Origin of the sequence: Streptomyces sp. NPDC050388, assembly GCF_040655635.1 — a bacterium.
Classification (GTDB): domain Bacteria; phylum Actinomycetota; class Actinomycetes; order Streptomycetales; family Streptomycetaceae; genus Streptomyces.
On record NZ_JBFAKH010000028.1, the window covers coordinates 21,976 to 44,037 of the forward strand.

Genomic DNA, 22,062 nt, shown 5'->3' on the forward strand with positions numbered 1-22,062 from the left:
TGAACGGGTCGGCGTCGGACAAGGGCCCACGAGAAGAGGGCCGTTGCGGCATCGTGTTCTCCGGCACTCCGCACGGCACCGCGGTCTCGATCACCGCTCACGCGTCGCGGATCGACCTCATTCACTCCCAGTGAAGGGCACGCTCGCCATGACGTTCTCGCTCGGTATCGTCGGCGCCGGCCAGTTCTCGGGCCGGTTCGCCGCCCTGTTCCAGGCGCACCCCGGCGTCGGCGACATCCACGTCACCGACCTGCTGCCCGAACGGGCCCAGCGGCTCGTCACCGCGCGGGGCCTCGCCGGCACCTTCCCGTCGTACGAGGCCATGCTGGAGTCCCCGCGGATCGACGCGGTCGCGATCTTCACCCAGCGCTGGACCCACGGGCCCCTGGTGCTCCAGGGCCTGAACGCGGGCAAGCACGTGTACTCCGCGGTCCCCATGGCGATCCGTACGGAGGAGGTCGCGGCGATCATCGACGCGGTCGAGACGACCGGGCTGACGTACATGATGGGTGAGACCAGCCAGTACCACCCGGCCACGGTCCACGCCCGCGACCGGATCGCCGCCGGTGCCTTCGGGCGGCTGTTCTATGCCGAGGGCGACTACGTCCACGACATGGACCTGGGCTTCTACGAGGCGTACCGGTACAGCGGCGGCGACAACTGGAAGGCCACCGCCAGCTATCCCCCGATGCTGTACCCGACGCACGCGGTGGGCGGGGTGCTGGGGGCCTGGCGGACGCACGCGGTCGGGGTCTGCGCGATCGGAGTCAGGGACGACCGCGGGGACGGCGTCTTCGAGAGGGAGATCAGCCAGTTCGACAACGACTTCTCCAACGCCACCGCCCTGTTCGAGGTGGCGGGCGGCGGCGCGTTCCGCACCAACGAGTTCCGGCGGGTCGGCTATCCCTCGCACATCAGGGAATCGCGATTCCGGTTCTTCGGCACGGAGGCGAGCATGGAGCAGCTCGCCACGGTCGCGCTGTGGCAGGACAAGAGTGGGGTCCAGGACATCACCGAGCTGCTGGAGCCCAAGCCGACGCTGTCCCCCGACGATCCCTCCCTCGAGCACGTCGCGCCGGAACTGCGCGCCGCCTTCACCTCCGGTTCGGCGGCGGTGCACGACCGCGCCCGGCTCCCGCGCGCGTTCGACCACCTGGCCAACGGCCACGAGGGCAGCCACCACTTCCTCGCGGACGACTTCGTGACCGCGGTGAACACCCGCACCCTGCCGCCGGTGAACGCCTGGGTCGCCGCCCGCTACACGCTGCCCGGCATCATCGCCCACCAGTCCGCACTGCAGGGCGGCGCCAGGCTGGAGATCCCGGACTTCGGCGACGCCCCGCCCCTCTGACCTCCCGGGCCTTCGGCCCGTGAGCCGGGTCCCGCCGCACCGGGTGCCCGGCTCAGCTCTCCGGCCCCGCCAGCGCCTGACGGAATCCCGAGTTGACCGCCGTGACACCCCCGTCGACCACCAGGGTGGTGCCGGTGATCCACGACGCGTCGCGGGAGGCGAGGAAGGCCACGGCGGCCGCGATGTCCTCCGGCTCGCCCACCCGGCGCAGCGGATAGAGCCCGCGCACCGCCGCGAGGGACTCGTCCCGGCCCGCCCACGCCCTGGTGCGCACCGTGCCCGGAGCGACGAGGTTGACCCGGACGCCCCGGGGCCCGGCGTGACCGGCGAGGGTACGGGTGAGGGAGGCCAGACCCGCCTTGGCCGCGCTGTAACCGTGGTTGCCGAAGTCCTGGACGCCGTTGACGGAACCGATGGTGACGACGGCACCCCGGCCGGAGGCGGCGAGATGCGGGAGCGCGGCACGGCAGCAGCGGTACGCGCCGGTGAGGGTGATGTCGAGGTCGCGGGCCCAGACCTCGTCCGGCTCGTCCTCGAAGAGGGGGGCGTCCGGTGTGCAGTGGGCGGCGTTGTTGACCAGGACGTCGAGCGAGCCGAAGGCGTCCACCGCATGCGCGACGGCTGCCTCGACCGACGCGCGCTCCGCCACGTCGCAGGTGACGCCCTCGGCCGCCAGGCCTCGCTCGCACAGCGCCGACGCGGTGCGCCCGGCCTCGGCACCGTCCACGTCGGCGACCAGGACCCGCGCCCCCTCCTGTGCGAACCGCAGGGCGGTCGCCGCCCCGATGCCACGGGCCGCGCCCGTGATCAGAATGCCGTATCCCGCGAAGCGCCCTGTCTCCGTCGTCATGCGGGAACGCTACTGCGCCGGACGATCACCCTGGTAGGGGCGGGACGTCAGCGGTAGCCGGCGGTGTCCGCGGGTTTGCCCGGGTCCTGGACCTCGACCAGGTAACGCCAGGCGTCCGGGCGGCTGCCGTCGAGGTCGGTGAAGCCGTACTCCCGGGCGAGGCCGCCGCTGGAGAGGGAGGTGCCGTTGAAGCGGGACACCCGCGGGTCGGCGGCGAGTGCGGTGACGGCCCGGCCCACGTAGCGCGGGGTCTCCGAGATGGCGAAGTGGGGGACGCGGGTCAGGGCGTCCCGCCAGTTGTCCTCCCGCACGCCGAACTCGTCGAGCATGATCTCGGAGCGGAGCCAGCCCGGGGTGAGCGCGACCGCGGTGGCGCCGCGCGGACCGAGTTCGTGGCCGAGGGCGAAGGCCATGCGCAGGACGGACGTCTTGGCGAGGTCGTAGAAGAAGGAGACGCGGTAGGTGTCGCGGTTGTAGTCCGCGGTGCCGTCGGTGACCTCGACGACCAGCCCGCCGGGGTGGCTCAGCAGCAGCGGCAGGGCGTGGTGACTGGTGACGGCGTGGGTCTCCACCGCGAGCCGGAGCAGGCGCAGCCCCTTGTCGAGGTCGTGCTCCCAGACGGGGGTGTCCCACGCGAAGAGGTGCTCACCGCCCCAGATGTCGTTGACGAGGACGTCGAGGCGGCCCTGCTCCGCGGCGATGCGGTCGACGAGGGCCTTGACCCGGGCGGGGTCCAGGTGGTCGGTGGGGACGGCGATGCCCCGGCCGCCGGCCTCGGTGACCAGGTCGGCGGTGTCCTCGATGGTCTCGGGGCGGCCGTACTCGGAGCGCCGCTCGCGGGTGCTGCGTCCGGTGACGTAGACGGTGGCACCCGCCGCGCCCAGTTCGACGGCGATGCCCCGTCCGGCCCCCCGGGTCGCCCCGGCGACCAGCGCCACCTTGTCCTTCAACGATGCTGCCCACTGCCCCGGCATGTCCGGCCTCCCGCCATCAGCGATCTGCTGTCGCTACGAGAGTGACGGGTAAGCCGGACATCCTCTGTCGCCTTTTCCGGTTTCCCGGTTTCCCGGTTTCCCGGCGAGTCTTCCGCGAGGCGCCGGGGCCGGGGGCGTCAGTGGCCGCGGGCGATCCACTCCTCGAGGTGCGGCGCCTCCGCGCCGATGGTGGTCGAGTCTCCGTGACCGGTGCGGACCTCGGTCTCCGGCGGGAGCGTCAGCAGTCGGTCGCGGATCGAGTCGATGATCGTCGGGAAGTGGGAGAACGAACGGCCGGTGGCACCGGGGCCGCCCTGGAAGAGGGTGTCTCCGGTGAACACGGTGGCCAGGCCGGGGTCGTACAGGCAGACCGAGCCCGGCGCGTGCCCGGGGGTGTGCAGCACCGTGAGGTCGGCGCCGGCCGCCTCGATCACCTGGCCGTCGACCAGCCAGGCGTCGGGGTCGCGGTCGGGGTGGGTCTGCTTCCACAGCGGCAGGTCGTCGTGGTGCAGCCAGATCTTGGCCCCGGTGCGCTCGGCGAGGGCGGGAGCGGCGTCGATGTGGTCGTTGTGCGCGTGGGTGCACACGATCGCCTTCAACCGGCGGTCGCCCACCGCCTCGGCGATGGCGTCGGCGTCGTGCGCGGCGTCGATGACGATCACCTCGTGGTCGTCGCCGACGATCCACACGTTGTTGTCGACGTCCCAGGTGCCGCCGTCGAGGCTGAACTGGCCCGAGGTGACGAGGTGTTCGATGCGGGCAGCCATCAGAGCACCACCACCGAGCGCAGGACGTCGCCCTTGTGCATCCGCTCGAAGGCCTTCTCCACCTCGTCGAGCTGGATGGTCTCGGTGACGAACGCGCCGAGGTCCAGGCGGCCCTGCTGATGCAGGTCGATGAGCATCGGGAAGTCCCGCGAGGGCAGGCAGTCGCCGTACCAGGACGACTTCAGGGAGCCGCCGCGGCCGAACACGTCGAGGAGCGGCAGTTCGAGCTTCATCTCCGGGGTGGGCACGCCGACGAGGACGACCGTGCCGGCCAGGTCGCGAGCGTAGAAGGCCTGCTGGTACGTCTCGGGGCGGCCGACGGCCTCGATGACGACGTCGGCACCGAAGCCGCCGGTGAGTCCGCGGATCGCCTCGACGGGGTCGGACGTACGGGAGTTGACGGTGTGGGTGGCGCCCATGGAGCGGGCGGTCTCCAGCTTGCGGTCGTCGATGTCGACGGCGATGATCTTCGCCGCTCCGGCGAGCCGGGACCCGGCGATGGCCGCGTCGCCGACGCCGCCGCAACCGATGACGGCGACACTGTCGCCGCGGCCGACGTTGCCGGTGTTGATCGCGGCGCCGATGCCGGCCATCACGCCGCAGCCCAGCAGGCCGGCGACCTCCGGGGCGACCTCGGGGTCGACCTTGGTGCACTGTCCGGCGGCGACGAGGGTCTTCTCGGCGAAGGCTCCGATGCCCAGGGCCGGGGAGAGTTCCTGGCCCGTCGAGGCGAGGGTCATCTTCTGCTTGGCGTTGTGCGTGTCGAAGCAGTACCAGGGGCGTCCGCGCAGACAGGCGCGGCACTTGCCGCACACCGCACGCCAGTTGAGGACGACGAAGTCACCGGGTGCCACGTCGGTGACGTCGTCGCCCACCGACTCCACCACGCCCGCGGCCTCGTGGCCGAGCAGGAAGGGGAAGTCGTCGCTGATGCCGCCCTGTTTGTAGTGGAGGTCGGTGTGGCACACACCGCAGGCCTGGATGCGGACGACCGCCTCGCCCGGTCCCGGGTCGGGTACGACGATCGTCTCGATGCGTACCGGCTCGTCCTTGCCCGGTGCGATCACGCCGCGTACTTCCTGCGCCATGATGCTGCTCCTTCATCTTCCGGTGTACGTACTTGAGACCCTACGCGACCTGCGGGCGACTCGACCGGTGGGCTCCGTGGCAGGTCGCGGCGCCTGTGCGGTCCGCCCGCCGGGTCACGGCCCGGCCCCCGCGGCGTAGCCTGAGCCTTCCGCCCGAGGCCCAGGGAGCGACGTGAGCATCGCAGCGCAGAAGACCGGTCCGCCCGCCTGGCGGGCGCTCCTCGGATACGTACGACCGCACCGGTGGGCCCTGCTGGGCGGGGCCGCGCTGTCCCTGCTGACGGGGGCGACCGGGCTGATGCTGCCGCTGGTCGCCCGGGAGCTGATCGACGACCTGTCGGCCGACCGGGCCATCACCGGCGCGCTGCTGCTGATGTCGGCGCTCGTCGTCGCCAACGCCGTGCTGGGCGCGCTGGGGTCGTACGTACTGCGGCGCACCGCGGAGTCGGTGGTGCTCGGGGCGCGGCGCTCGCTGTCGTCGTATCTGCTGCGGCTGCGCATCACGGCCGTGGACCGCAGCGAGCCCGGCGACCTGATGGCCCGCATCACCTCCGACACCACACTGCTGCGCCAGGTCACCACCGACTCACTGGTGGGCCTCGGCACGGGCGGCCTCACGCTGATCGCGACCGTCGTGCTGATGGGCTTCGTCGACCCCGTGCTGCTGGCGGTCACCCTCGCCGTGATCGTGGGCGCGGGGACGATACTCGGCGTGATCGTGCCCCACATCAGCCGGGCCGGCCGGCGGGCGCAGGACGCGGTCGGCGTGATGGGCGCCTCGCTGGAGCGGGTCCTGGGCGCGCTGCGCACGGTGAAGGCGTCCGGAGCCGAGCCGCGGGAGGAACGCGCGCTGCACGCGGCCGCCGAGGAGTCGTGGCGGCAGAGCGTACGCGCCGCCAGGTGGTCGGCCGCGGCGGGCAACACGGCCGGGCTCGCGATGCAGGTCGCGTTCATCACGGTGCTCGCGGTGGGGGGCGCGCGGGTGGCGACGGACGCCATCGACATCGGCACGCTGGTGGCGTTCCTGCTGTTCGTCTTCTATCTCATGGCTCCGATCCAGAGTGTCGTCGCCGCGATCACGCAGTACCAGACGGGCAGCGCCGCGCTGGCGCGCATCCAGGAGGCGCTGCGGCTGCCCGCCGAGCCGGCGGCCGGTACCGCGCCCCTGCCGACGCCGGGCACCGCTCCCGCCGCGCTCGCCTTCGAGGACGTGCGTTTCCGTTACGCCGACGATCTGCCGTACGTCCACCACGGGGTGACGTTCACCGTGCCCGCTCAGGGCATGACCGCGTTCGTGGGCCCGTCCGGCGCGGGCAAGACCACCGTCTTCTCCCTCATCGAACGCTTCTACGACCCCGAGGCAGGCGTGATCACCCTCGACGGACGCGATCTGGCCGACTGGGAGCTGCCGGAGCTGCGGTCCTCGATCGGATATGTGGAGCAGGACGCTCCGGTGCTGTCGGGCTCCCTCCGCGACAACCTGCTGCTCGGGAACCCGGAGGCGGACGACGACGCCGTGGCGCGAGTGGTGAAGACGACCCGGCTCGGCGGGCTGGTGGCCAGGCTCCCGGACGGGCTCGACACCCTGGTCGGGCACCGGGGCACCAAGCTGTCCGGCGGGGAACGGCAGCGGGTCGCCATCGCCCGCGCGCTGCTGCGCAGCCCTCGGCTGCTGCTGCTCGACGAGGCCACCTCGCAGCTCGACGCGGTGAACGAGGCGGCGCTGCGCGACACCGTCGCCGACGTGGCCCGTACGACGACGGTGCTGGTCGTCGCGCACCGGCTGTCGACGGTGACGACGGCCGACCGGATCGTGGTGATGGACGCCGGCCGGGTCCGCGCGGTCGGGACCCACCGTGAGCTGGTGACCGCCGATCCGCTGTACGCGGAGCTGGCGGCGACGCAGTTCCTGGCGACGAGCGGGTGATCCCTCCCGGGGGTGCGCCGCGCGGGCCGGGCTTGCGGCGCCCACCGGGCCGGAGGAGTCTCGGAGGAGAGGCCCGGCGTGGCCCGCTCGGGACCGGGCCGAGGCCCCCAAGGAGGCCGTCATGACATCCTCGGCAGAAGCCGGTTTCGGCACCGACACACTGCGCCGGGGCATCGAGGCGCAGACGTCGGCGCCCATGGTCTCGCTCTACGCGGACGACGCCGAACTGCGCATCGTGGACCGCACCACCCAGCCCAGCAACCCGAAGGTCCTGCACGGCCGGGACGAGATAGCCGCCATGCTCGACGACGTGTACAGCCGTGACATGACGCACCGGCTGGAGCGGTGCGTCGTCCAGGGCGATCATGCCGCGTACAGCGAGAGCTGCGTGTACCCCGACGGGGTGCGGGTGCTCTCGGAGTCGATGATCTCGCTGCGGGACGGCAAGATCACCGAGCAGACGATGATCCAGGCCTGGGACGAGTGATCCGCCGCAGACGAAGCCTGACCCAGCGAATCCGGCGAACGCGATGAATAAGACAAATAGGGTGTGTGAACCCGGCTGGGGCGGGTAAGCGGGCTCGTATCACCTCCGATCGCGGGAAGGAGGTCCGTGACAGAGCAACTACTCGCAGCGTCCGGGCCGCTTCCACCGGAACGAAGCGGTCCGGCCCGTCGGGCGCCGGTGATCGGTGCCCGACGGGCGCGGATGCCCCGGGAGCCGATGTCAGCGGCGTGGTGGCAGCCGGTGCAGTTCCAGATCGACGAGCCGGCCGTCGGTGATCGTGCCGGTGAGATAGGTGTGGTGGGGCTGTCGGCGGCGGTCCGTCGGTGAACCCGGGTTGAGCAGACGCAGCCCCGTGGCGGCGGTGGAGTCCCACGGGATGTGGCTGTGCCCGAAGACCAGTACGTCCAGGTCGGGAAAGCGCACGGCGCACCGGGCCTCCCGGCCCCGCGCGGGCCCCGTCTCGTGCACCACGCCGAAGCGCAGGCCGTCGAGTTCGGCGTACGCGATCTCCGGCAGACGGGCGCGCAGTTCGGGCCCGTCATTGTTCCCATAGACGGCGACGAGCCGGCGGCTGCGACTCTCGAGCAGGTCGAGCGTGGCCGTGTCGACCCAGTCCCCCGCGTGGAACACGACGTCGGCCCGCGGCAGTTCGTCGAGCAGGGGCGCGGGCAGCTGCTTCGCCCGTAGGGGCAGGTGGGTGTCGGACATCAGGAGCAGTCGCACGTCCAGCACCCTAGGGTCTGTCCCGGAGGGCGCGCGTCGCCACGCCCAAGTGGGCGCTCGGGCACGCCGATCGGCGCGGTTTCCGAGGGATGATCACGGCACGGTCTCGACGGCGTTTGAAAGGCGGGACCACGGTGGCCACGGAGCTACGATCGGGCAACGCACGACAAGCCGCCCGTTCGACGGCAAGCGACCCGAAGGGCCACAAATCCAGATGCCGGTCAAGGTCAGCGTCATCGTTCCCGTCTACAACCCGGGAATCTACATCGAGGACTGCATCTCCTCACTGCGGCGGCAGTCGCTGCCGCCCGACTCCTACGAAGCGATCTTCGTCGACGACGGCTCCACCGACGGGACGCCGGCACGGCTCGACCGGCTGGCCGCCGAAGACCCCCGGATGCGAGTGATCCACCAGGAGAACTCCGGCTGGTCCGGCAAACCGCGCAACGTCGGGATCGCCGCCGCCCGGGGCGAGTTCGTGATGTTCGTCGACAACGACGACTACCTGGGCGACGAGGCCCTGGAGCGGATGTACGCCTACGGCGTGGCCAACGGCGCGGATGTCGTCGTGGGCAAGATGGCCGGCAAGAACCGCGGTGTGCCGGTGGAGTTGTTCCGCCGCAACCATCCGCGCGCCACGGTGGAGAACGCGCCGCTGATCGACAGCCTCACCCCGCACAAGATGTTCCGCCGGGCGTTCCTCGACGACATCGGGCTGCGCTTCCCGGAGGGGCGGCGGCGCCTGGAGGACCACGTCTTCGTCGCGGAGGCGTATCTGCGGGCGGCCAACGTCTCCGTGCTCAGCGACTACGTCTGCTACTACCACATCAGACGCGACGACGCCTCCAACGCCGGTTTCCAGCGCTTCGACCCGGTGGGCTACTTCAAGAACCTCCGCGAGGCGCTCGACGTGGTCGAGCGGTACACCGAGCCCGGTCCGGTGCGTGACAGGCTGTTCCGTCGCTGGCTGCGGGTGGAGATGGTGGAGCGGCTGCGGGCCCGGCGGCTGCTGGGGCTGCCGGACGACTACCGCAGGGAGTTGTTCACGGAGATCCACAAGGTGGTCGTCGAGCGGTTCGGCCCGGCTGTCGCGGCCGGACTCCAGCCGACGCAGCAGGTGGTCGCCTCGCTGACGGCGGCGGACCGGTACGACGACGTGGTGGCCTTCGCCAAGTGGGAGGCCGGGGTCGCGCCGACGGCTGTGCCCACGGGTGTGGAGTGGGAGGGCGGTTCACTGCGTCTCGGCTTCACCGCCGAGTACGTCTCCGCGGGCGCCCCGATGACGTTCCCCGCCGATGCCGCCCCTGCCCCGCTGACCGACACGCCGAAGAACGTGGAGGAGGCGGTGGCGTGGGTCGGTGCTCAGACCGCGGCCCGCTTCGACCAGGCCACGGCGGATCTGCTGCTGCGTGAACGGGCCAGCTCCGCGCAGTACTTCCAGCCCGTGGAGTTCACCCGGGAGACGGTGCCCGTCGGCGACGGCGAGCGGGTGCGGCTGGTGCTGCGTGCGACCGCCAGGGTCGACCCGGGCACGCTCCCCGGTGACGGGGTCCGGGACGCCGTCGTACGGGTCAAGCTCGGCGGCTGGACCAAGGAGTGCCGGCTGGGCCCGGCCCCGCGCGCCACCCGCCCCGAGCCGTACGCGGGCGTCGCCGCGGGCCGGGCGTTCCTGCCGTACTGGACGGAGCCGCACGGCAATCTCTCCCTGGACGTCGCCGTCCGGGGCAGGCGGCTCGGTCTCGGCCGGGTGCGGCGGCCGGACGTGACGGTCTCGGGGGCGCGGCTGCGCGCCCGGGTGCCGCTGCACGCCGACGACGGCACCGGGGTGCGGCTCCGGTTCTCGTCCGGCGGCCGGATCCTGTACGCGCCGGGCACGCTGGCCGGTGAACCGGAACGGCCGGGGACGTGGCTGGAGGCGACGTTGCCCTCGGGGCTCCCCCGGGGCGTCTGGCGGGTCGCGCTCTGCCTGGACCCGAACGCCGCCGAACCGCGCTTCGAGGGGCTGCCGTTCGCGCTCCGCACCGGCGGAAGCGAAGTGCTGGTGGTGCCGATTCCGCGCCCCGGTGCCGTACGGAAGCTGGCGCGCAGGGCGCGGCGGATGCTCGGCGCCGCCCGGAGGAGGGTGGCTCCACTGATCGACGGAAGGCGATGACGGTGCGCGCACTGGAGTTGGAAGGGGCCTGGGTGCTGGAGCCCAAGGTCTTCCCGGACGACCGGGGCAGTTTCCACGAGTGGTACCGGGGTGAGGAGTTCCGCGAGGCGACGGGCTACGACCTGTCCCTGGCACAGGCCAACTGCTCGGTGTCGCGCCGCGGGGTGCTGCGCGGGGTGCACTTCTCTCAGGTGCCGCCCGGTCAGGCCAAGTACGTGACCTGTGTGCGCGGCACGGTCCTCGACGTGGTGGTCGACCTGCGGGTGGGGTCCCCGTCGTACGGGCGGTGGGAGGCCGTGCGGCTGGAGGACGACACCCGGCACGCGGTGTTCCTGGCCGAGGGGCTCGGGCACGCCTTCATGGCGCTCACCGACGACGCGACGGTGGTGTACCTGTGCTCGACGGGCTACGCACCGGGCCGCGAGCACGGGGTGCATCCGCTGGACCCGGCGCTGGGCATCGCCTGGCCGGAGGGCATCGACCCGGTGCTGTCGTCGAAGGACGAGCAGGCGCCCACGCTGGCCGAGGCGGAGCGCCTCGGCCTGCTGCCTTCGTACGAGGCCTGCCGCGCACGCTACGAAGAGCTGCGCGGCAGGGGGCTCAGCGGCTGACGCCGACCTGGTCGAGCGCGCGGCGCAGGGGCTCCCAGCCCAGGCGCCGCGGCAGACCGCGGTTGCGGGCCTGGGTGAGCGGGCGCCAGAAGCCGGCCTCGATCAGTGCCTCGGGCGGCACCGCGCCGGCCCGCTCCAGGATCGTCTCGGGGACCTTCTGCGGGTCGGGCACCTTGTACTCGGCCATGATCTCGTCGTACTTGTCGTGCAGCACGGTGTTGTCCGGGTCGGCGCCGAAGACCACGAGCTGGCCGGTGGGCTGAGTGTCGACCAGGACGGTGACCAGGTCGGGCCGGTAGCGCGTCAGCACCTCGGTGATCTTGTAGACGTCACCGGTCCAGGCCGTGGTGTGCCGGTCCCGGGCCGCCTCGTCGACGCTGCGCGGCAGCATGTCGTCGAGGACGATCACGCTGGCCCAGTCGGAGTGCTTCTCGACGTTCATGAAGTCGCGCAGGGCGTACTCGAACAGGTGCATGCCGTCGATGAACGACAGGTCGAGCGTGGTGCGCCGCCAGTGTCCGATGGGGCTGCGACCGCGGCGGAGGTTGCGCAGCGGGTGGCGGCCGCCCTTGAGGTGGGCCAGCGGGTTGTCACGGGCGAAGAAGTCGTCACTGGTGGCCTTCACCAGGTGGACGTCGCACTTCAGCTCCGAGACGACTTTGAAGGCGGGGTCGACCGCGATGCTGGGGACGCGTGACAGGCGCAGGCTGCGGCCGTCGTTGACGCCGATCTCCAGGTAGTTGCGGTTGGCGCTGGCCTTGTGCAGTTCCCGCAGGAACTCATGGCGTTTCACGAAGGGGACTCTCCTTGCGGATGCGGGGCAGTGCTTCGTGCAGGGCGACGCGCCAGTCGCGCGGTGCGGGCAGGCCGATGTCCTGCCAGCGGCCGTGTGCGAGGGCGCTGTACGCGGGGCGCGGGGCGGGCCGGGGGAAGGCCGCGCCGGTGGTGGGCCGCACCCGCTCGGGGTCGGCGCCGATCAGCCGGAACACCTCCCCGGCCAGCTCGTACCAGGTGGCCTCGCCGGAGCTGGTGGCGTGGAAGACTCCGTGCACGTCGTCGCCGAGGCGAGGGCCGAGGTCGGCTATGCGTTCGGCGACGTCCACGCTCCAGGTGGGCTGCCCCCGCTGGTCGTCGACGACGTCGACGGTGGGGCGGCGGGCCTCGAGACCGATCATCGTCCGCACGAAGTTTCTGCCGTGGACCCCGTACAGCCAAGCGGTGCGCACGACGGCGCTCGCGCCGGGCAGCTCCTCCAGCACGGCCCGCTCGCCGGCGAGTTTGGAGCGGCCGTAGGCGGTGCGCGGGGCGGTCGGGTGGTCCTCGGGATAGGGGGTGGCGCGGGCGTCGCCGGAGAAGACGTAGTCGGTGGAGACATGGATCAGCCGGGCGCCGTGCGTGGCGCAGGTGCGGGCCAGCAGACGGGGTCCGTCGCCGTTGATCCGGGTGGCGCGTTCCTCGTCGGTCTCGGCGTCGTCGACGGCGGTGTACGCGGCGCAGTTGACCACGATGTCGGGGTGGTGCTCGGTGAACGCCCGCTCGACGGCCTCGGCCCGGGTGATGTCGAGGGCGGCCCGGTCGAGAGCGGTCACCCGCTCGCCGCGCCGGGTCAGTTCGTCGACGGTGTCCCGGCCGAGCATCCCGCCCGCCCCGGTGACCAGCCACTTCATGGCTGCTCCGCGACGCGCCGTTTGAGGGGCTCCCACCAGTCGCGGTTGTCGCGGTACCAGGCGACGGTCTCGGCGAGGCCGGTGGTGAAGTCGTGGCGTGGGCGGTAGCCGAGTTCGTCGCGGGCCTTGCTCCAGTCGACGGAGTACCGCAGGTCGTGGCCCTTGCGGTCCTCGACGTGCTCGACCCTCTCCCAGCCGGCCCCGCAGGCTTCGAGGAGGAGCCCGGTGAGGTCCCTGTTGGTGAGTTCGGTGCCGCCGCCGATGTTGTAGACCTCGCCGGCCCGGCCTCCGGTCCGCACGAGGTCGATGCCCGCGCAGTGGTCGTCCACGTACAGCCAGTCGCGGACGTTGAGGCCCTCGCCGTAGAGCGGGACCTTCCCGCCGTCGAGGAGGTTGGTGACGAACAGCGGGATGACCTTCTCGGGGAACTGGTGCGGCCCGTAGTTGTTGGAGCAGCGGGTGACGCGGACGTCCAGACCGTGGGTGCGGTGGTAGGCCAGGGCGAGCAGGTCGGAGGAGGCCTTGGACGCGGAGTAGGGCGAGCTGGGTTCGAGGGGGTACTCCTCGGTCGCCGAGCCGGACGCGATCGATCCGTAGACCTCGTCGGTGGAGACGTGCACGAAGGTGTCCACGCCGTGGCGCAGGGCGGCGTCGAGGAGGACCTGGGTGCCGACCACGTTGGTGAGGACGAAGTCGGACGCGGTGAGGATGGAGCGGTCGACGTGGGACTCGGCGGCGAAGTGGACCACCTGGTCCGCCTCGGCGGTCAGTTTGTCGACGAGGTCGGCGTCGCGGATGTCGCCGTGGACGAACTCCAGCCGGGGGTGGTCGAGTTCGAGGTTGTCGAGGGTGCCGGCGTAGGTGAGCGCGTCCAGCACGGTGATCCTCGGCGCCTCGGGGGCGTCGGCGGCGAGCAGCGTACGGACGTAGCGGGAGCCGATGAAGCCGGCGGCTCCGGTGACGAGGAGGTTCATGAATGGATCTGCACCTTGCTGTGGTCTCCGAGGACGAGTCGGTGGGCGCTGGGGACGCTGGGGGCCGGGGTCACCTCGACGTGACGGCCGATCAGTGAGGACTCGATGCGGCGGACGCCTTCGATCGAGGAGTCCCGCAGCACGATGGAGAACTCGAGTTCGCTGTCGGTGATCCGGCAGTTCTCCGCGACGGAGGTGAACGGTCCGACGTAGGAGTCGCTGACGACGGTACCGGCGCCGATGACGGCGGGCCCGACGACGCGCGAGTTGCTGATCCGGGCCCCCTCCTCCACCACCACCCGGCCGATGGTCTCGGAAGCGGTGTCCACGTCGCCGTCGATCCGGCGCTCGATCCCTTCGAGGACGGACCGGTTGACCTCCAGCATGTCGACGACGTTGCCGGTGTCCTTCCAGTAGCCCTGGATGACGGTGCAGCGCACCTCGGCGCGGGAGTCGATCAGGTGCTGGATGGCGTGGGTGATCTCGAGTTCGCCGCGCCAGGACGGCTTGATGGCGCGCACCGCGTCGTGGACGGCGGGCGTGAACAGATAGACGCCGACGAGGGCGAGGTCGCTCTTGGGACGCTCGGGTTTCTCCTCCAGGCCGATCACCTGCCCGCCCGCGTCGAGTTCGGCGACACCGAAGGAGCGCGGGTCGGCGACCCGGGTGAGCAGGATCTGCGCGTCGGGCCGGTGTCTGCGGAACTCCTCCACGAGGCCGGTGATGCCACCGACGATGAAGTTGTCGCCGAGGTACATCACGAAGTCGTCGTCGCCGAGCCATTCGCGGGCGATCAGCACGGCGTGCGCCAGCCCCAGTGGCTGCTCCTGGGGGATGTAGGTGATCTGCAGGCCGAACTTCGAACCGTCGCCCACCGCGTTCTCGATCTCAGCGGCCGTGTCGCCGACGATCATCCCGACCTCGGTGATACCCGCGTCCGCGATCGATTCCAACCCGTAGAAAAGCACGGGCTTGTTGGCCACGGGCACCAACTGCTTGGCCGAGGTGTGGGTGATCGGCCTCAGCCGGGTTCCGGCGCCGCCGGACAGCACGAGAGCCTTCATCTGACTCACCATAGTGGTGCGCGGCGGATGGAACGTCGCTTCTTTTAACGGTTCATTGCGAAATTCCCAAGGAGAGCCGTCCAGTCGCCGTGGTTCCGGCCCGCGACGGTGGACACGGGGCCGTGTCGCGCTCGTCGGCCGTGTCACTCGAAGGGATGACCCGGGCGTCGGGACCGTCGTCGACGGCCGGTGACACCACGCGCTCACCGGCGCGGGACGAGTTCCGCCCACACCTGTTTGCCGCCGCTGACCGGGAGCGTCCCCCAGGCCGCCGACACCGCCTCGACGAGCAGGATGCCGCGGCCTCCGGTGGCCTCCCAGCCGATGCTGCTCGGCTTGACGGGACTGCGCGGCGAGGCGTCGGCGACCGCGAGGCGGAGCCGGTCGCCGACGAGGGTGAGGTCGAGACGGACCTGTCCCTCGGTGTGCACGAGGGCGTTCGTGACCAGTTCGGAGACGACGAGCAGGGCGGTGTCGAGGTCCTCGGTCGCGCCCCAGGAGCGCAGGGTGCGCCGGGTGAAGCGGCGGGCGTGGCCCACCGCCCGGGGCACCCGCCACACCGTCCAGCTCTCCCGCAGCGGGCGCAGGGCCATGCCGTCGTAGCGCATCAGCAGCAGGGCGACGTCGTCGCTGCGCGCGGCCCTGCCGAGCAGGGCGTCGGCGACGAGCCCGAGGTGGGCCGGGTCGGCGGCGGCGAGCCGGCTGGCGAAGTCGTCCATGCCCTCGTCGATGTCGGCCTCGTGGGACTCGACCAGGCCGTCCGTGGTGAGGGCGACGGTCGTGCCGGGCTGGAGCCGGAGCGGGCTCATCGGGAAGTCGGCCTGTGTCATGACGCCGAGCGGTGGGCCGCCCTCCGCCTCCGCGATCTCGGTGCGGCCGTCCGGGTGCCGCAGCACCGGCGGCAGGTGCCCGGCGCGTACGCACCAGGCGGAGCCCTCCTCCAGGTCGACGTCGACATAGCAACAGGTCGCGAAGAGGTCGCTCTCCATGTCGATGAGCAACCGGTTGGCGCGCGACACCACCACGTCGGGCGCGTGCCCCTCGACGGCGTAGGCGCGCAGCGCGGTGCGCATCTGTCCCATGAGGGTGGCGGCGCCCGCGCTGTGCCCCTGGACGTCGCCGATGACCAGGGCGACGTGGTTGTCGGGCAGCGGGATCACGTCGTACCAGTCGCCGCCGAGTTCCAGGCCGACCGTGCTGGGCAGATAGCGGGCGACGGCGACCGCGCCGGGCAGCCGGGGCAGCCGGCGCGGCAGCAGCTGGCGCTGGAGCATGCCGACCAGCTCGTGCTCGGCGTCGAAGGCACGGGCCCGCATCAGGGCCTGTCCGGCGAGGCCGGCGGCGGCCGTGAGCAGGGCGCGTTCGTCGGCTCCGAAGTCGTGCGGGGCGTCCCAGCCGATGAGGCAGGCGCCGGCCATCCGGTTGCCGGCGGGCAGCGGCAGCACGGCGAGGCCGCCGGGTCCGACCTCGGCGAGGGAGGTCTCCAGCGGGCTGCCCGCGGGCCAGATCCGGGGCCGGCCCTCGCGCAGGACGGCGGCGAGGGTGGGCATGGTGCGCACCGGTGCCTCGGGCCATTCGGTGCGCCACTCCGCGCGCCACAGTTCCGGCCAGGCATCCGGTTCCGGCGGGTCGAGGACGGTGACGACGAGCCGGTCGCCCTCCAGTTCGGCGACCGCGATCCGGTCGGCCCCGAGCGGCCCGCGCAGGGCGGCGACCACGGCCCCGCCGACCTCGCGGACGGTGACCGCGGTGGCGAGTGCGGCGGCGAGGCGCTGCACCCGGGCCACGTCGGTGACCTCGGAGCGCAGCGTGGACGCGTCGGCGACGGAGCCCACGAGGCGGGCCGGACGGCCCTCTCCGCCCTGCAGCAGCCGACCGCGGAGCCGGAGCCACTTCGGCGGGCCGGTGGGCTGCAGCACCCGGAACTCCAGCTCGCGCTCGCCGACGGTCAGGTGGTCGGCCTCGACCACCGACATCACGGAGGGCAGGTCCTCCGGCACGGTCAGCCCCATCAGGGTCTCCACCCGGCCGTCGAAGTCGTCCGGGCCGAGGCCGAACAGGTTCAGGACCTCGTCGCCCAGCCGGACCCGTCCGGTGTCCACGGCGAGGCTGAAGGTGTCCGGCGGCAGCTCGCCGCCGCCGTCGGCGGCCGGCGCCCCGGGAAAGGCGACCGAGTCGGCGACGAGCCCCAGGCAGACCCGGTCCTCGGGGTCGAAGCCGCCGGGGCGCTCGCTGAGGGCGAGCAGACAGCCCCCGGGATCGTGGCGCACGGGCAGGGCGGCGAGGGAGAAGTCACGAGCGGGTACGCGCCGCGCCTGGGCCCGGGCGGCGAGCTCCGTCGGTCCGAGCCACACCGGCCGGCCGCCGCGCACGGCCTCGGCGGCCGGGGAGCGCCCGGCGACGGAGTGGCTGTCGCGCACCCCGCACAGGGTCCGCGGGATCCCGGCCGACTCGACCAGGAGCAGCTGCTCGCCCTCCGCGCTGGGCGTGTACACGGCGACGAGCGCGGCGCCGGCGAAGACGAGGGCCTGTTCCAGGACCCGGCGCAACCGGTCCGGTGTCTCCGGTTCGGTGGTGATCGCCGTCAGGGCGGCTTCCGCGCGCAGCGTTCTCGTGCTGCGTCCCGCAGCGCCCTCACCGACCACGTTGGCCATTACAGCGCTTGTACGGGCCCCGCGCAGCCCCTGCGGCATCCCGTCGCGTTCCGGCGGTCCGACAGGAATCCGACCGGGACGGACCCGCGGGGCGCGCCGGAGCGGACCGGGTGCCGCGCGGCTCGCCGTGCGGGGCGGGCCCGCAGGGGGGAGATTGGGTTCTCGGGGCGGGCGACGCGGCCGAGCGAGGAGGTGGTCGGCGTGTCCGAGAGGCAGTCCTCCGCGCGGGTGCGGCCGGGTGCGCAGGCCCCGGTCGGCCGTCCGCTGCTCTCCCTGACGCTCACCGAGATGATGGACGAGGTGCACGCCCACTCCGGTGGGGTGTACTTGGTCGCGCCGGACCGGCCGGTGCTGGAGATGGCGGTGGTGGCGGGGCTTCCCCGGGCGTTCGCGGCGCCCTGGGAGCGGGTGGCGCTGAGCGCGCCGATCCCGGTCGCCGACGCGGTGCGCGAGCGGCGCCTGGTCTGGGTGGGCGGCGAGGAGGAGATGGCGCGACGCTATCCCCGGATCGCCGTGGTGCTGCCGTACCGGTTCTCGCTGGCCGCGCTGCCGGTGGCCACCGCGACCAGGGCCTACGGCGCGGTGTTCGTGACCTGGCCCGGCGACCGCCCGCCGGAGCTGTCCGAGGGGGAGCGTGATCACCTGACCACCGCCTGCGACCGTCTCGCGGCGCGGCTGGAGCGTGCCGCCGAGGAGAGTCTGCCGCTTCCTTCGGAGCCGGATCTGCTGGCCGCGCCGCTGGTGAGCGGCCTGGCCGACACGCTCGGCACGGTGGAGGCGGCGCGGATGGCGGCCCGGCTGCCGTACGGGTTGTGCTCGCTCGATCTGAACGGGCGGGTCGGCTTCGCCAACGCCGCCGCGGCGAACCTGCTGGACACCCCGGTCGACCGGCTGCTCGGCGCCCAGCTGTGGGCGACCGTACCGTGGCTGAACGATCCCGTGTACGAGGAGCACTACCGGGCCGCGCTGCTCAGCCAGCACACCACGTCGTTCGTGGCGCTGCGCCCGCCCGACGAGTGGCTGTCGTTCCGGATGTATCCGAGTACGACGGGGCTCAGTGTCCGGATCAACCGGGCCCGTACCGCGGTGGACACGAACCGGGCCGCGCGACAGTCGGGCACCGCTCCGGCCCGGCTCGTCACCATCTCCCAGGTGCTGAACCTGGCCGGCACGCTGACCGAGGCGGTGGGCGTGCAGGACGTGGTGCAACTGGTCGCGGACCAGATCGCCCCGGCGGTGGGCAGTCAGGGACTGGTGATCCTCGGCTCACGGGCGGGACGGCTGCTCGTCCTCGGGCACCGCGGGTATCCGGATCCGCCCGTCGTCGAGCGGTACGACGGGATGCCGCTGTCCGAACCGACCCCCGGCGCTCAGGTGCTGCGCACCGGTGTGCCCGCGTTCTTCGAGTCCCGGGAGGAACTGGAGCGCCTGTATCCGGTCCTGGTCGTGAACCCCTCGGGCTTCTCGTCGTGGGCCTATCTGCCGCTGATCGCCTCGGGGCGTCCGGTGGGGACGTGCGTGCTGGCCTACGCCTCGCCGCACCGCTTCACGACGGAGGAGCGGGCGGTGCTGACGAGCCTGGCCGGGCTGATCGCCCAGGCGCTGGAGCGGGCGTTGCTCTACGACGCCAAGCACCGGCTGGCGCACGGGCTGCAGGCGGCGCTGCTGCCGCACACGCTGCCGTCGCTGGCCGGGATCGAAGCGGCGGCCCGCTATCTGCCGGCCACTCAGGGAATGGAGATCGGGGGCGACTTCTACGATCTGGTGCCGTCGCGGGGGACGGCTGCGGCGGTGATCGGGGACGTGCAGGGGCACAACGTGACGGCGGCCGGGCTGATGGGGCAGGTACGCACCGCGGTCCGCGCGTACACGACGGTCGGGCAGCCGCCCGAGGAGGTGATGCGCAGCACCAACCGGCTGCTGCTCGAGCTGGGTTCCGAGCTGTTCGCGAGCTGCCTGTATCTGCGGCTCGATCCCGTGCGCGGGCGGGCCGTGATGTCCAGGGCGGGCCATCCGCCGCCGTTGCTGAGGAGGCCGGACGGCCGGGTGCGGGTGCTGGACCTGGCCGGCGGCCCGCTGCTGGGCATCGACGGTTCGGCGACGTATCCGACGACCGAGGTGGACCTCTCCCCCGGGGCGCTCCTCGTCCTCTACACCGACGGACTGGTGGAATCACCCGGCACCGACTTCGAGGACGCGCTGGCCGGTCTGGGCCGCCGCCTCACCGGCCTCGGGGACCGTCCCCTGGACGACCTCGCCGACGCCCTGGTCCAGCACGGTGCGCGTCCGGAGGGGCGGGTGGACGATGTCGCGCTGCTCCTGCTCAGGGCGCTGCCTCCGGACTGAGCCCGCCCTCGGCCGCCCCGCGCGGTGCCGCCCCGCGCGGTGCCGCCCCGGACCCTGCCACGGTCGCGTGGCGAGGGTCCGGGGCGGCAGCCCACCGTGGGCGCTCCGCCCGGTGCGGTCGGGCGGGTCCCGGTCAGTGGGTTCCGGTCAGTGGGTTCCGCTCTGACCGCCACCGTCCTCCGCATCCCGGTCGGCGCCGTATCCGGCCCCCTGTCCGGCTCCGTCGCCGGCCCCCTGGCCGACGTCCTGGCCCGCTCCGTCACCGGCTTCCTGAGCGGCGTCCTCACCGCCGATCTCACCGTCGGCTTCACCGTCACCGGCGTCCTCGCCGCCCGCCTGGTCGTCGGCGCCCGCGCCCGCGCCGCCCTCGCCGAGGGTCGCGCCGACCGCGGCCAGGGCAGTGGTGACCGGCTGGAAGAACGTCTCGCCGCCGACGGTGCAGTCGCCGCTGCCGCCCGAGGTCAGGCCGATCGCGAGGCCGTCCTGGGTGAACATCGAGCCGCCGCTGTCACCGGGCTCGGCGCAGACGTCGGTCTGGATGAGACCGGTGACCGTGCCCTCCGGGTAGTTCACCGTGGCGTTGAGACCGAGCACCTGACCGTCGGCGAGCCCGGTGGTGCTGCCCATCCGGAACACCTCCTGGCCGACGGTGGCCTCGGCGGCCTCGGTGATCTGGACGGTCTGGCCGCCGACGTCGACGTCGCTCGGCGCCTGCGTGGTCGGGTCGTCGTACTTGGCGAGCGCGAAGTCGCCCTCGCCGGGGAAGACGGCCTGGTCGATGGTGGCGATCGGGGCGCCGCCCTGCTGGTCGGACCACTGCCGCCCGCCGAGCGCGCAGTGACCGGCCGTCAGGAAGGCGGGGGTGCCGTCGCCCGCGGTGACGTTGAAGCCGAGGGAGCAGCGGGAGTTGGCGGCGAAGATGGCGTCCCCGCCCGAGGCGAACGTCCTGAACGTGCCCGCGGACTTCTTGATGGTCGCCATGCCGGAGCCGAGGCCCCGCACGGTGGACTCCAGCCTGTCCCACTTGTCGCCGGTCACCGTGGAGTCGGCGGTGACCAGGATCTTGTTGGTGCGCGGGTCGACGGCCCACGAGGTGCCGGGGATGGTCGCCTCGGTCTTCAGCGTCTGCGCGCCAGCCTCCAGCTCGGTCATGCTGTTGTCGACCTCGCGGACGGTCGCACCCGCCTTCTTCGCCTGCACGATCACGTTGTTGTCGTCGCCCGGTACGACGTTGACGACGAGCTGCTGTTTGCCCCCGTCGTAGTAGGAACCGGCGAACGCGTCGCCGAGGAGCCCGGCGAGCTGCGAGGCGAGATCCGAGGCGTCCGTGGCCTTCAGTGTCTTCGGCGGCGCCGTCGCCGCGGCGCCGTCCGTCGCGCCGTCCTGTGACGCGTTGGCGTTGGGGAGCAGGATCGCGGCGGCGCCGAGCGCCACCACACCGCCCACCGCTATCGCGGCCTTGCGCTTCGGAATTCGCTTGTGACTCAAACTTCTCGACCTCCTGGGGGGGACCGGAGTCGTGCCGCCGTTCGGCGGCTGTCGGCGCCTGGATGGCTGTTGGTACGCACGGGTCCGGCAGGGCGTTCAAATCCTTTTGCGAACACCGGGTTCACTCCGCAGAATCGGCCAACTCGTGTGCCTCGCAGACTGTTTGGGCAGCCACCCGACAGCGGCACGCACCGCGATCGGGTGCGCACGCTCCGTCGTGGACGGTGAGCGGAATCCCGGCTTCAGTGAATCTGCACATCGACTTCCCAACGCGGTCACCGGAGCCGGAAGTCGCCCACGGGCCGGCCGCCCCGCTCACACCTTTGGGGCCGGTGTGCCGGATTCCGGCCCGGGGGCGCAAGCGGTGGGACGGGCCGATGCCGTGAGCCATGTGAAGAAGTCGCCACCGGGCCGTGCCCTTCTCTGCACTCTTGAGCGCCTCAAAGCCGCAAGTTCGCTGGTGGGAGGTTTGTTTGATTGGAAGCCCGCAGCCGGGGCGTGCTTTGATCCATCGCACCGCAAGGCCGTTCCGGGCATCCGGCGCGCCGGGGTCCGGCGCTCGCGGTCGCGGCTTTCCCCTGTCCCCAGAGGAGGCCGCTCTCCCCCCTTGTGCCATATCCATACGAAGGGAAGCTCCATCATGAACTCCACCCCCCAGGTCGAGACCGTCGAGATCTCCGACGCCGAGCTCGACAACGTCTCCGGCGGCCTGTCCGTGAACGCCGTGAACACCGTCACGGGCACGGTGGACGGCATCGCCCCGGTCTCCGGCCTGGCCAACACGGCCGTCGGCACCGTCGAAGGTGTCACCGGCCTGAACACCGCCCCGGTCACGAACCTGGTCGCCGGTCTCTGATCGCGCCCTTGTGTCACTGAGTCCCGGAGCCACCCCCCGGCTCCGGGGCTCGGCGTTGCTCC

The 22,062-nt window shown here is 72.3% G+C and carries 18 protein-coding genes; 7 read left to right on the forward strand and 11 right to left on the reverse strand.

Annotated features, from left to right (window positions below):
- Nucleotides 1-148 precede the first annotated feature (148 nt).
- Complete coding sequence (locus tag AB0I73_RS18110) at nucleotides 149-1,351, forward strand: Gfo/Idh/MocA family oxidoreductase (RefSeq protein ID WP_363038443.1); 1,203 nt, start codon at nucleotides 149-151, stop codon at nucleotides 1,349-1,351.
- Between the two features lie 52 nt (nucleotides 1,352-1,403).
- Here AB0I73_RS18110 and AB0I73_RS18115 read toward each other — a convergent pair whose 3' ends face one another.
- From AB0I73_RS18115 to AB0I73_RS18130, 4 genes are all read right to left on the reverse strand, one after another.
- Nucleotides 1,404-2,201, reverse strand: coding sequence for an SDR family NAD(P)-dependent oxidoreductase (locus AB0I73_RS18115; RefSeq protein WP_363038445.1), 798 nt, complete (start codon nucleotides 2,199-2,201; stop codon nucleotides 1,404-1,406).
- Between the two features lie 47 nt (nucleotides 2,202-2,248).
- A complete protein-coding gene (locus AB0I73_RS18120) occupies nucleotides 2,249-3,175 on the reverse strand; it encodes an SDR family oxidoreductase (protein ID WP_363038447.1) in 927 nt (308 codons plus the stop codon).
- Between the two features lie 137 nt (nucleotides 3,176-3,312).
- Nucleotides 3,313-3,942, reverse strand: coding sequence for an MBL fold metallo-hydrolase (locus AB0I73_RS18125; protein ID WP_363038449.1), 630 nt, complete (start codon nucleotides 3,940-3,942; stop codon nucleotides 3,313-3,315).
- Nucleotides 3,942-5,030 (reverse strand): S-(hydroxymethyl)mycothiol dehydrogenase, encoded by a 1,089-nt coding sequence (locus tag AB0I73_RS18130; RefSeq protein WP_363038451.1) that lies wholly within the window; start codon nucleotides 5,028-5,030, stop codon nucleotides 3,942-3,944. The genes AB0I73_RS18125 and AB0I73_RS18130 overlap by 1 nt, the downstream gene beginning before the upstream one ends.
- A 172-nt stretch (nucleotides 5,031-5,202) precedes the next feature.
- Here AB0I73_RS18130 and AB0I73_RS18135 point away from each other — a divergent pair, with 172 nt between their 5' ends.
- Nucleotides 5,203-6,957 (forward strand): ABC transporter ATP-binding protein, encoded by a 1,755-nt coding sequence (locus AB0I73_RS18135; protein WP_363038453.1) that lies wholly within the window; start codon nucleotides 5,203-5,205, stop codon nucleotides 6,955-6,957.
- A 121-nt stretch (nucleotides 6,958-7,078) separates the two neighbouring features.
- Nucleotides 7,079-7,444, forward strand: coding sequence for a nuclear transport factor 2 family protein (locus AB0I73_RS18140; RefSeq protein WP_363038455.1), 366 nt, complete (start codon nucleotides 7,079-7,081; stop codon nucleotides 7,442-7,444).
- A gap of 240 nt (nucleotides 7,445-7,684) precedes the next feature.
- Here the strand turns inward: AB0I73_RS18140 and AB0I73_RS18145 are convergent, their stop codons facing one another.
- Entirely contained in the window at nucleotides 7,685-8,188 is a 504-nt protein-coding gene (locus tag AB0I73_RS18145; protein ID WP_363038457.1) for a metallophosphoesterase, read from the reverse strand.
- A gap of 214 nt (nucleotides 8,189-8,402) precedes the next feature.
- On the opposite strand from AB0I73_RS18145, the gene AB0I73_RS18150 reads away from it, so the two are divergent.
- Both AB0I73_RS18150 and rfbC read left to right on the forward strand, forming a co-directional pair.
- Entirely contained in the window at nucleotides 8,403-10,340 is a 1,938-nt protein-coding gene (locus tag AB0I73_RS18150; protein ID WP_363038459.1) for a glycosyltransferase family A protein, read from the forward strand.
- 2 nt (nucleotides 10,341-10,342) lie between these two features.
- Nucleotides 10,343-10,951 carry a dTDP-4-dehydrorhamnose 3,5-epimerase gene (gene rfbC, locus AB0I73_RS18155; RefSeq protein ID WP_363038555.1) on the forward strand — a complete coding sequence of 203 codons (609 nt, stop codon included), beginning with the start codon at nucleotides 10,343-10,345 and terminating at the stop codon, nucleotides 10,949-10,951.
- Here the strand turns inward: rfbC and AB0I73_RS18160 are convergent.
- The 5 genes from AB0I73_RS18160 to AB0I73_RS18180 all read right to left on the reverse strand — a co-directional run bounded on the left by AB0I73_RS18160 (nucleotide 10,941) and on the right by AB0I73_RS18180 (nucleotide 17,310).
- The gene (locus AB0I73_RS18160) at nucleotides 10,941-11,744 is read right to left on the reverse strand and encodes a class I SAM-dependent methyltransferase (RefSeq protein ID WP_363038460.1); all 804 of its coding nucleotides are present in this window, start codon (nucleotides 11,742-11,744) and stop codon (nucleotides 10,941-10,943) included. The two genes, rfbC and AB0I73_RS18160, sit on opposite strands and share 11 nt — an antisense overlap.
- Nucleotides 11,731-12,618, reverse strand: a complete 888-nt coding sequence (gene rfbD, locus AB0I73_RS18165) for a dTDP-4-dehydrorhamnose reductase (RefSeq protein ID WP_363038462.1) — start codon at nucleotides 12,616-12,618, stop codon at nucleotides 11,731-11,733. The genes AB0I73_RS18160 and rfbD overlap by 14 nt, the downstream gene beginning before the upstream one ends.
- Nucleotides 12,615-13,592 carry a dTDP-glucose 4,6-dehydratase gene (gene rfbB, locus AB0I73_RS18170; RefSeq protein WP_363038464.1) on the reverse strand — a complete coding sequence of 326 codons (978 nt, stop codon included), beginning with the start codon at nucleotides 13,590-13,592 and terminating at the stop codon, nucleotides 12,615-12,617. Before rfbB ends, rfbD begins: the two co-directional genes overlap by 4 nt.
- Nucleotides 13,589-14,656: a glucose-1-phosphate thymidylyltransferase gene (locus tag AB0I73_RS18175; RefSeq protein ID WP_109378760.1), complete on the reverse strand. Its 1,068-nt coding sequence runs from the start codon at nucleotides 14,654-14,656 to the stop codon at nucleotides 13,589-13,591. Before AB0I73_RS18175 ends, rfbB begins: the two co-directional genes overlap by 4 nt.
- A 203-nt stretch (nucleotides 14,657-14,859) precedes the next feature.
- Nucleotides 14,860-17,310 (reverse strand): SpoIIE family protein phosphatase, encoded by a 2,451-nt coding sequence (locus tag AB0I73_RS18180; RefSeq protein WP_363038466.1) that lies wholly within the window; start codon nucleotides 17,308-17,310, stop codon nucleotides 14,860-14,862.
- A 201-nt stretch (nucleotides 17,311-17,511) separates the two neighbouring features.
- Here AB0I73_RS18180 and AB0I73_RS18185 point away from each other — a divergent pair, with 201 nt between their 5' ends.
- Nucleotides 17,512-19,656, forward strand: a complete 2,145-nt coding sequence (locus tag AB0I73_RS18185; RefSeq protein WP_363038468.1) for a GAF domain-containing SpoIIE family protein phosphatase — start codon at nucleotides 17,512-17,514, stop codon at nucleotides 19,654-19,656.
- Between the two features lie 147 nt (nucleotides 19,657-19,803).
- Here the strand turns inward: AB0I73_RS18185 and AB0I73_RS18190 are convergent, their stop codons facing one another.
- Entirely contained in the window at nucleotides 19,804-21,144 is a 1,341-nt protein-coding gene (locus AB0I73_RS18190; protein WP_363038470.1) for a S1 family peptidase, read from the reverse strand.
- A gap of 640 nt (nucleotides 21,145-21,784) precedes the next feature.
- On the opposite strand from AB0I73_RS18190, the gene AB0I73_RS18195 reads away from it, so the two are divergent.
- The gene (locus AB0I73_RS18195; RefSeq protein ID WP_363038472.1) at nucleotides 21,785-22,000 is read left to right on the forward strand and encodes a type A2 lantipeptide; all 216 of its coding nucleotides are present in this window, start codon (nucleotides 21,785-21,787) and stop codon (nucleotides 21,998-22,000) included.
- The last annotated feature ends 62 nt before the right edge of the window (nucleotides 22,001-22,062 follow it).

Excerpts from the sequence above, each read along its gene's own strand:
- AB0I73_RS18110 (WP_363038443.1), top strand. The coding sequence starts at position 149 with ATGACGTTCTCGCTCGGTATCGTCGGCGCCGGCCAGTTCTCGGGCCGG.
- AB0I73_RS18115 (WP_363038445.1), bottom strand. The coding sequence starts at position 2,201 with ATGACGACGGAGACAGGGCGCTTCGCGGGATACGGCATTCTGATCACG.
- AB0I73_RS18120 (WP_363038447.1), bottom strand. The coding sequence starts at position 3,175 with ATGCCGGGGCAGTGGGCAGCATCGTTGAAGGACAAGGTGGCGCTGGTC.
- AB0I73_RS18125 (WP_363038449.1), bottom strand. The coding sequence starts at position 3,942 with ATGGCTGCCCGCATCGAACACCTCGTCACCTCGGGCCAGTTCAGCCTC.
- AB0I73_RS18130 (WP_363038451.1), bottom strand. The coding sequence starts at position 5,030 with ATGGCGCAGGAAGTACGCGGCGTGATCGCACCGGGCAAGGACGAGCCG.
- AB0I73_RS18140 (WP_363038455.1), top strand. The coding sequence starts at position 7,079 with ATGACATCCTCGGCAGAAGCCGGTTTCGGCACCGACACACTGCGCCGG.
- AB0I73_RS18150 (WP_363038459.1), top strand. The coding sequence starts at position 8,403 with ATGCCGGTCAAGGTCAGCGTCATCGTTCCCGTCTACAACCCGGGAATC.
- rfbD (WP_363038462.1), bottom strand. The coding sequence starts at position 12,618 with ATGAAGTGGCTGGTCACCGGGGCGGGCGGGATGCTCGGCCGGGACACC.
- rfbB (WP_363038464.1), bottom strand. The coding sequence starts at position 13,592 with ATGAACCTCCTCGTCACCGGAGCCGCCGGCTTCATCGGCTCCCGCTAC.
- AB0I73_RS18175 (WP_109378760.1), bottom strand. The coding sequence starts at position 14,656 with ATGAAGGCTCTCGTGCTGTCCGGCGGCGCCGGAACCCGGCTGAGGCCG.
- AB0I73_RS18180 (WP_363038466.1), bottom strand. The coding sequence starts at position 17,310 with ATGGCCAACGTGGTCGGTGAGGGCGCTGCGGGACGCAGCACGAGAACG.
- AB0I73_RS18195 (WP_363038472.1), top strand. The coding sequence starts at position 21,785 with ATGAACTCCACCCCCCAGGTCGAGACCGTCGAGATCTCCGACGCCGAG.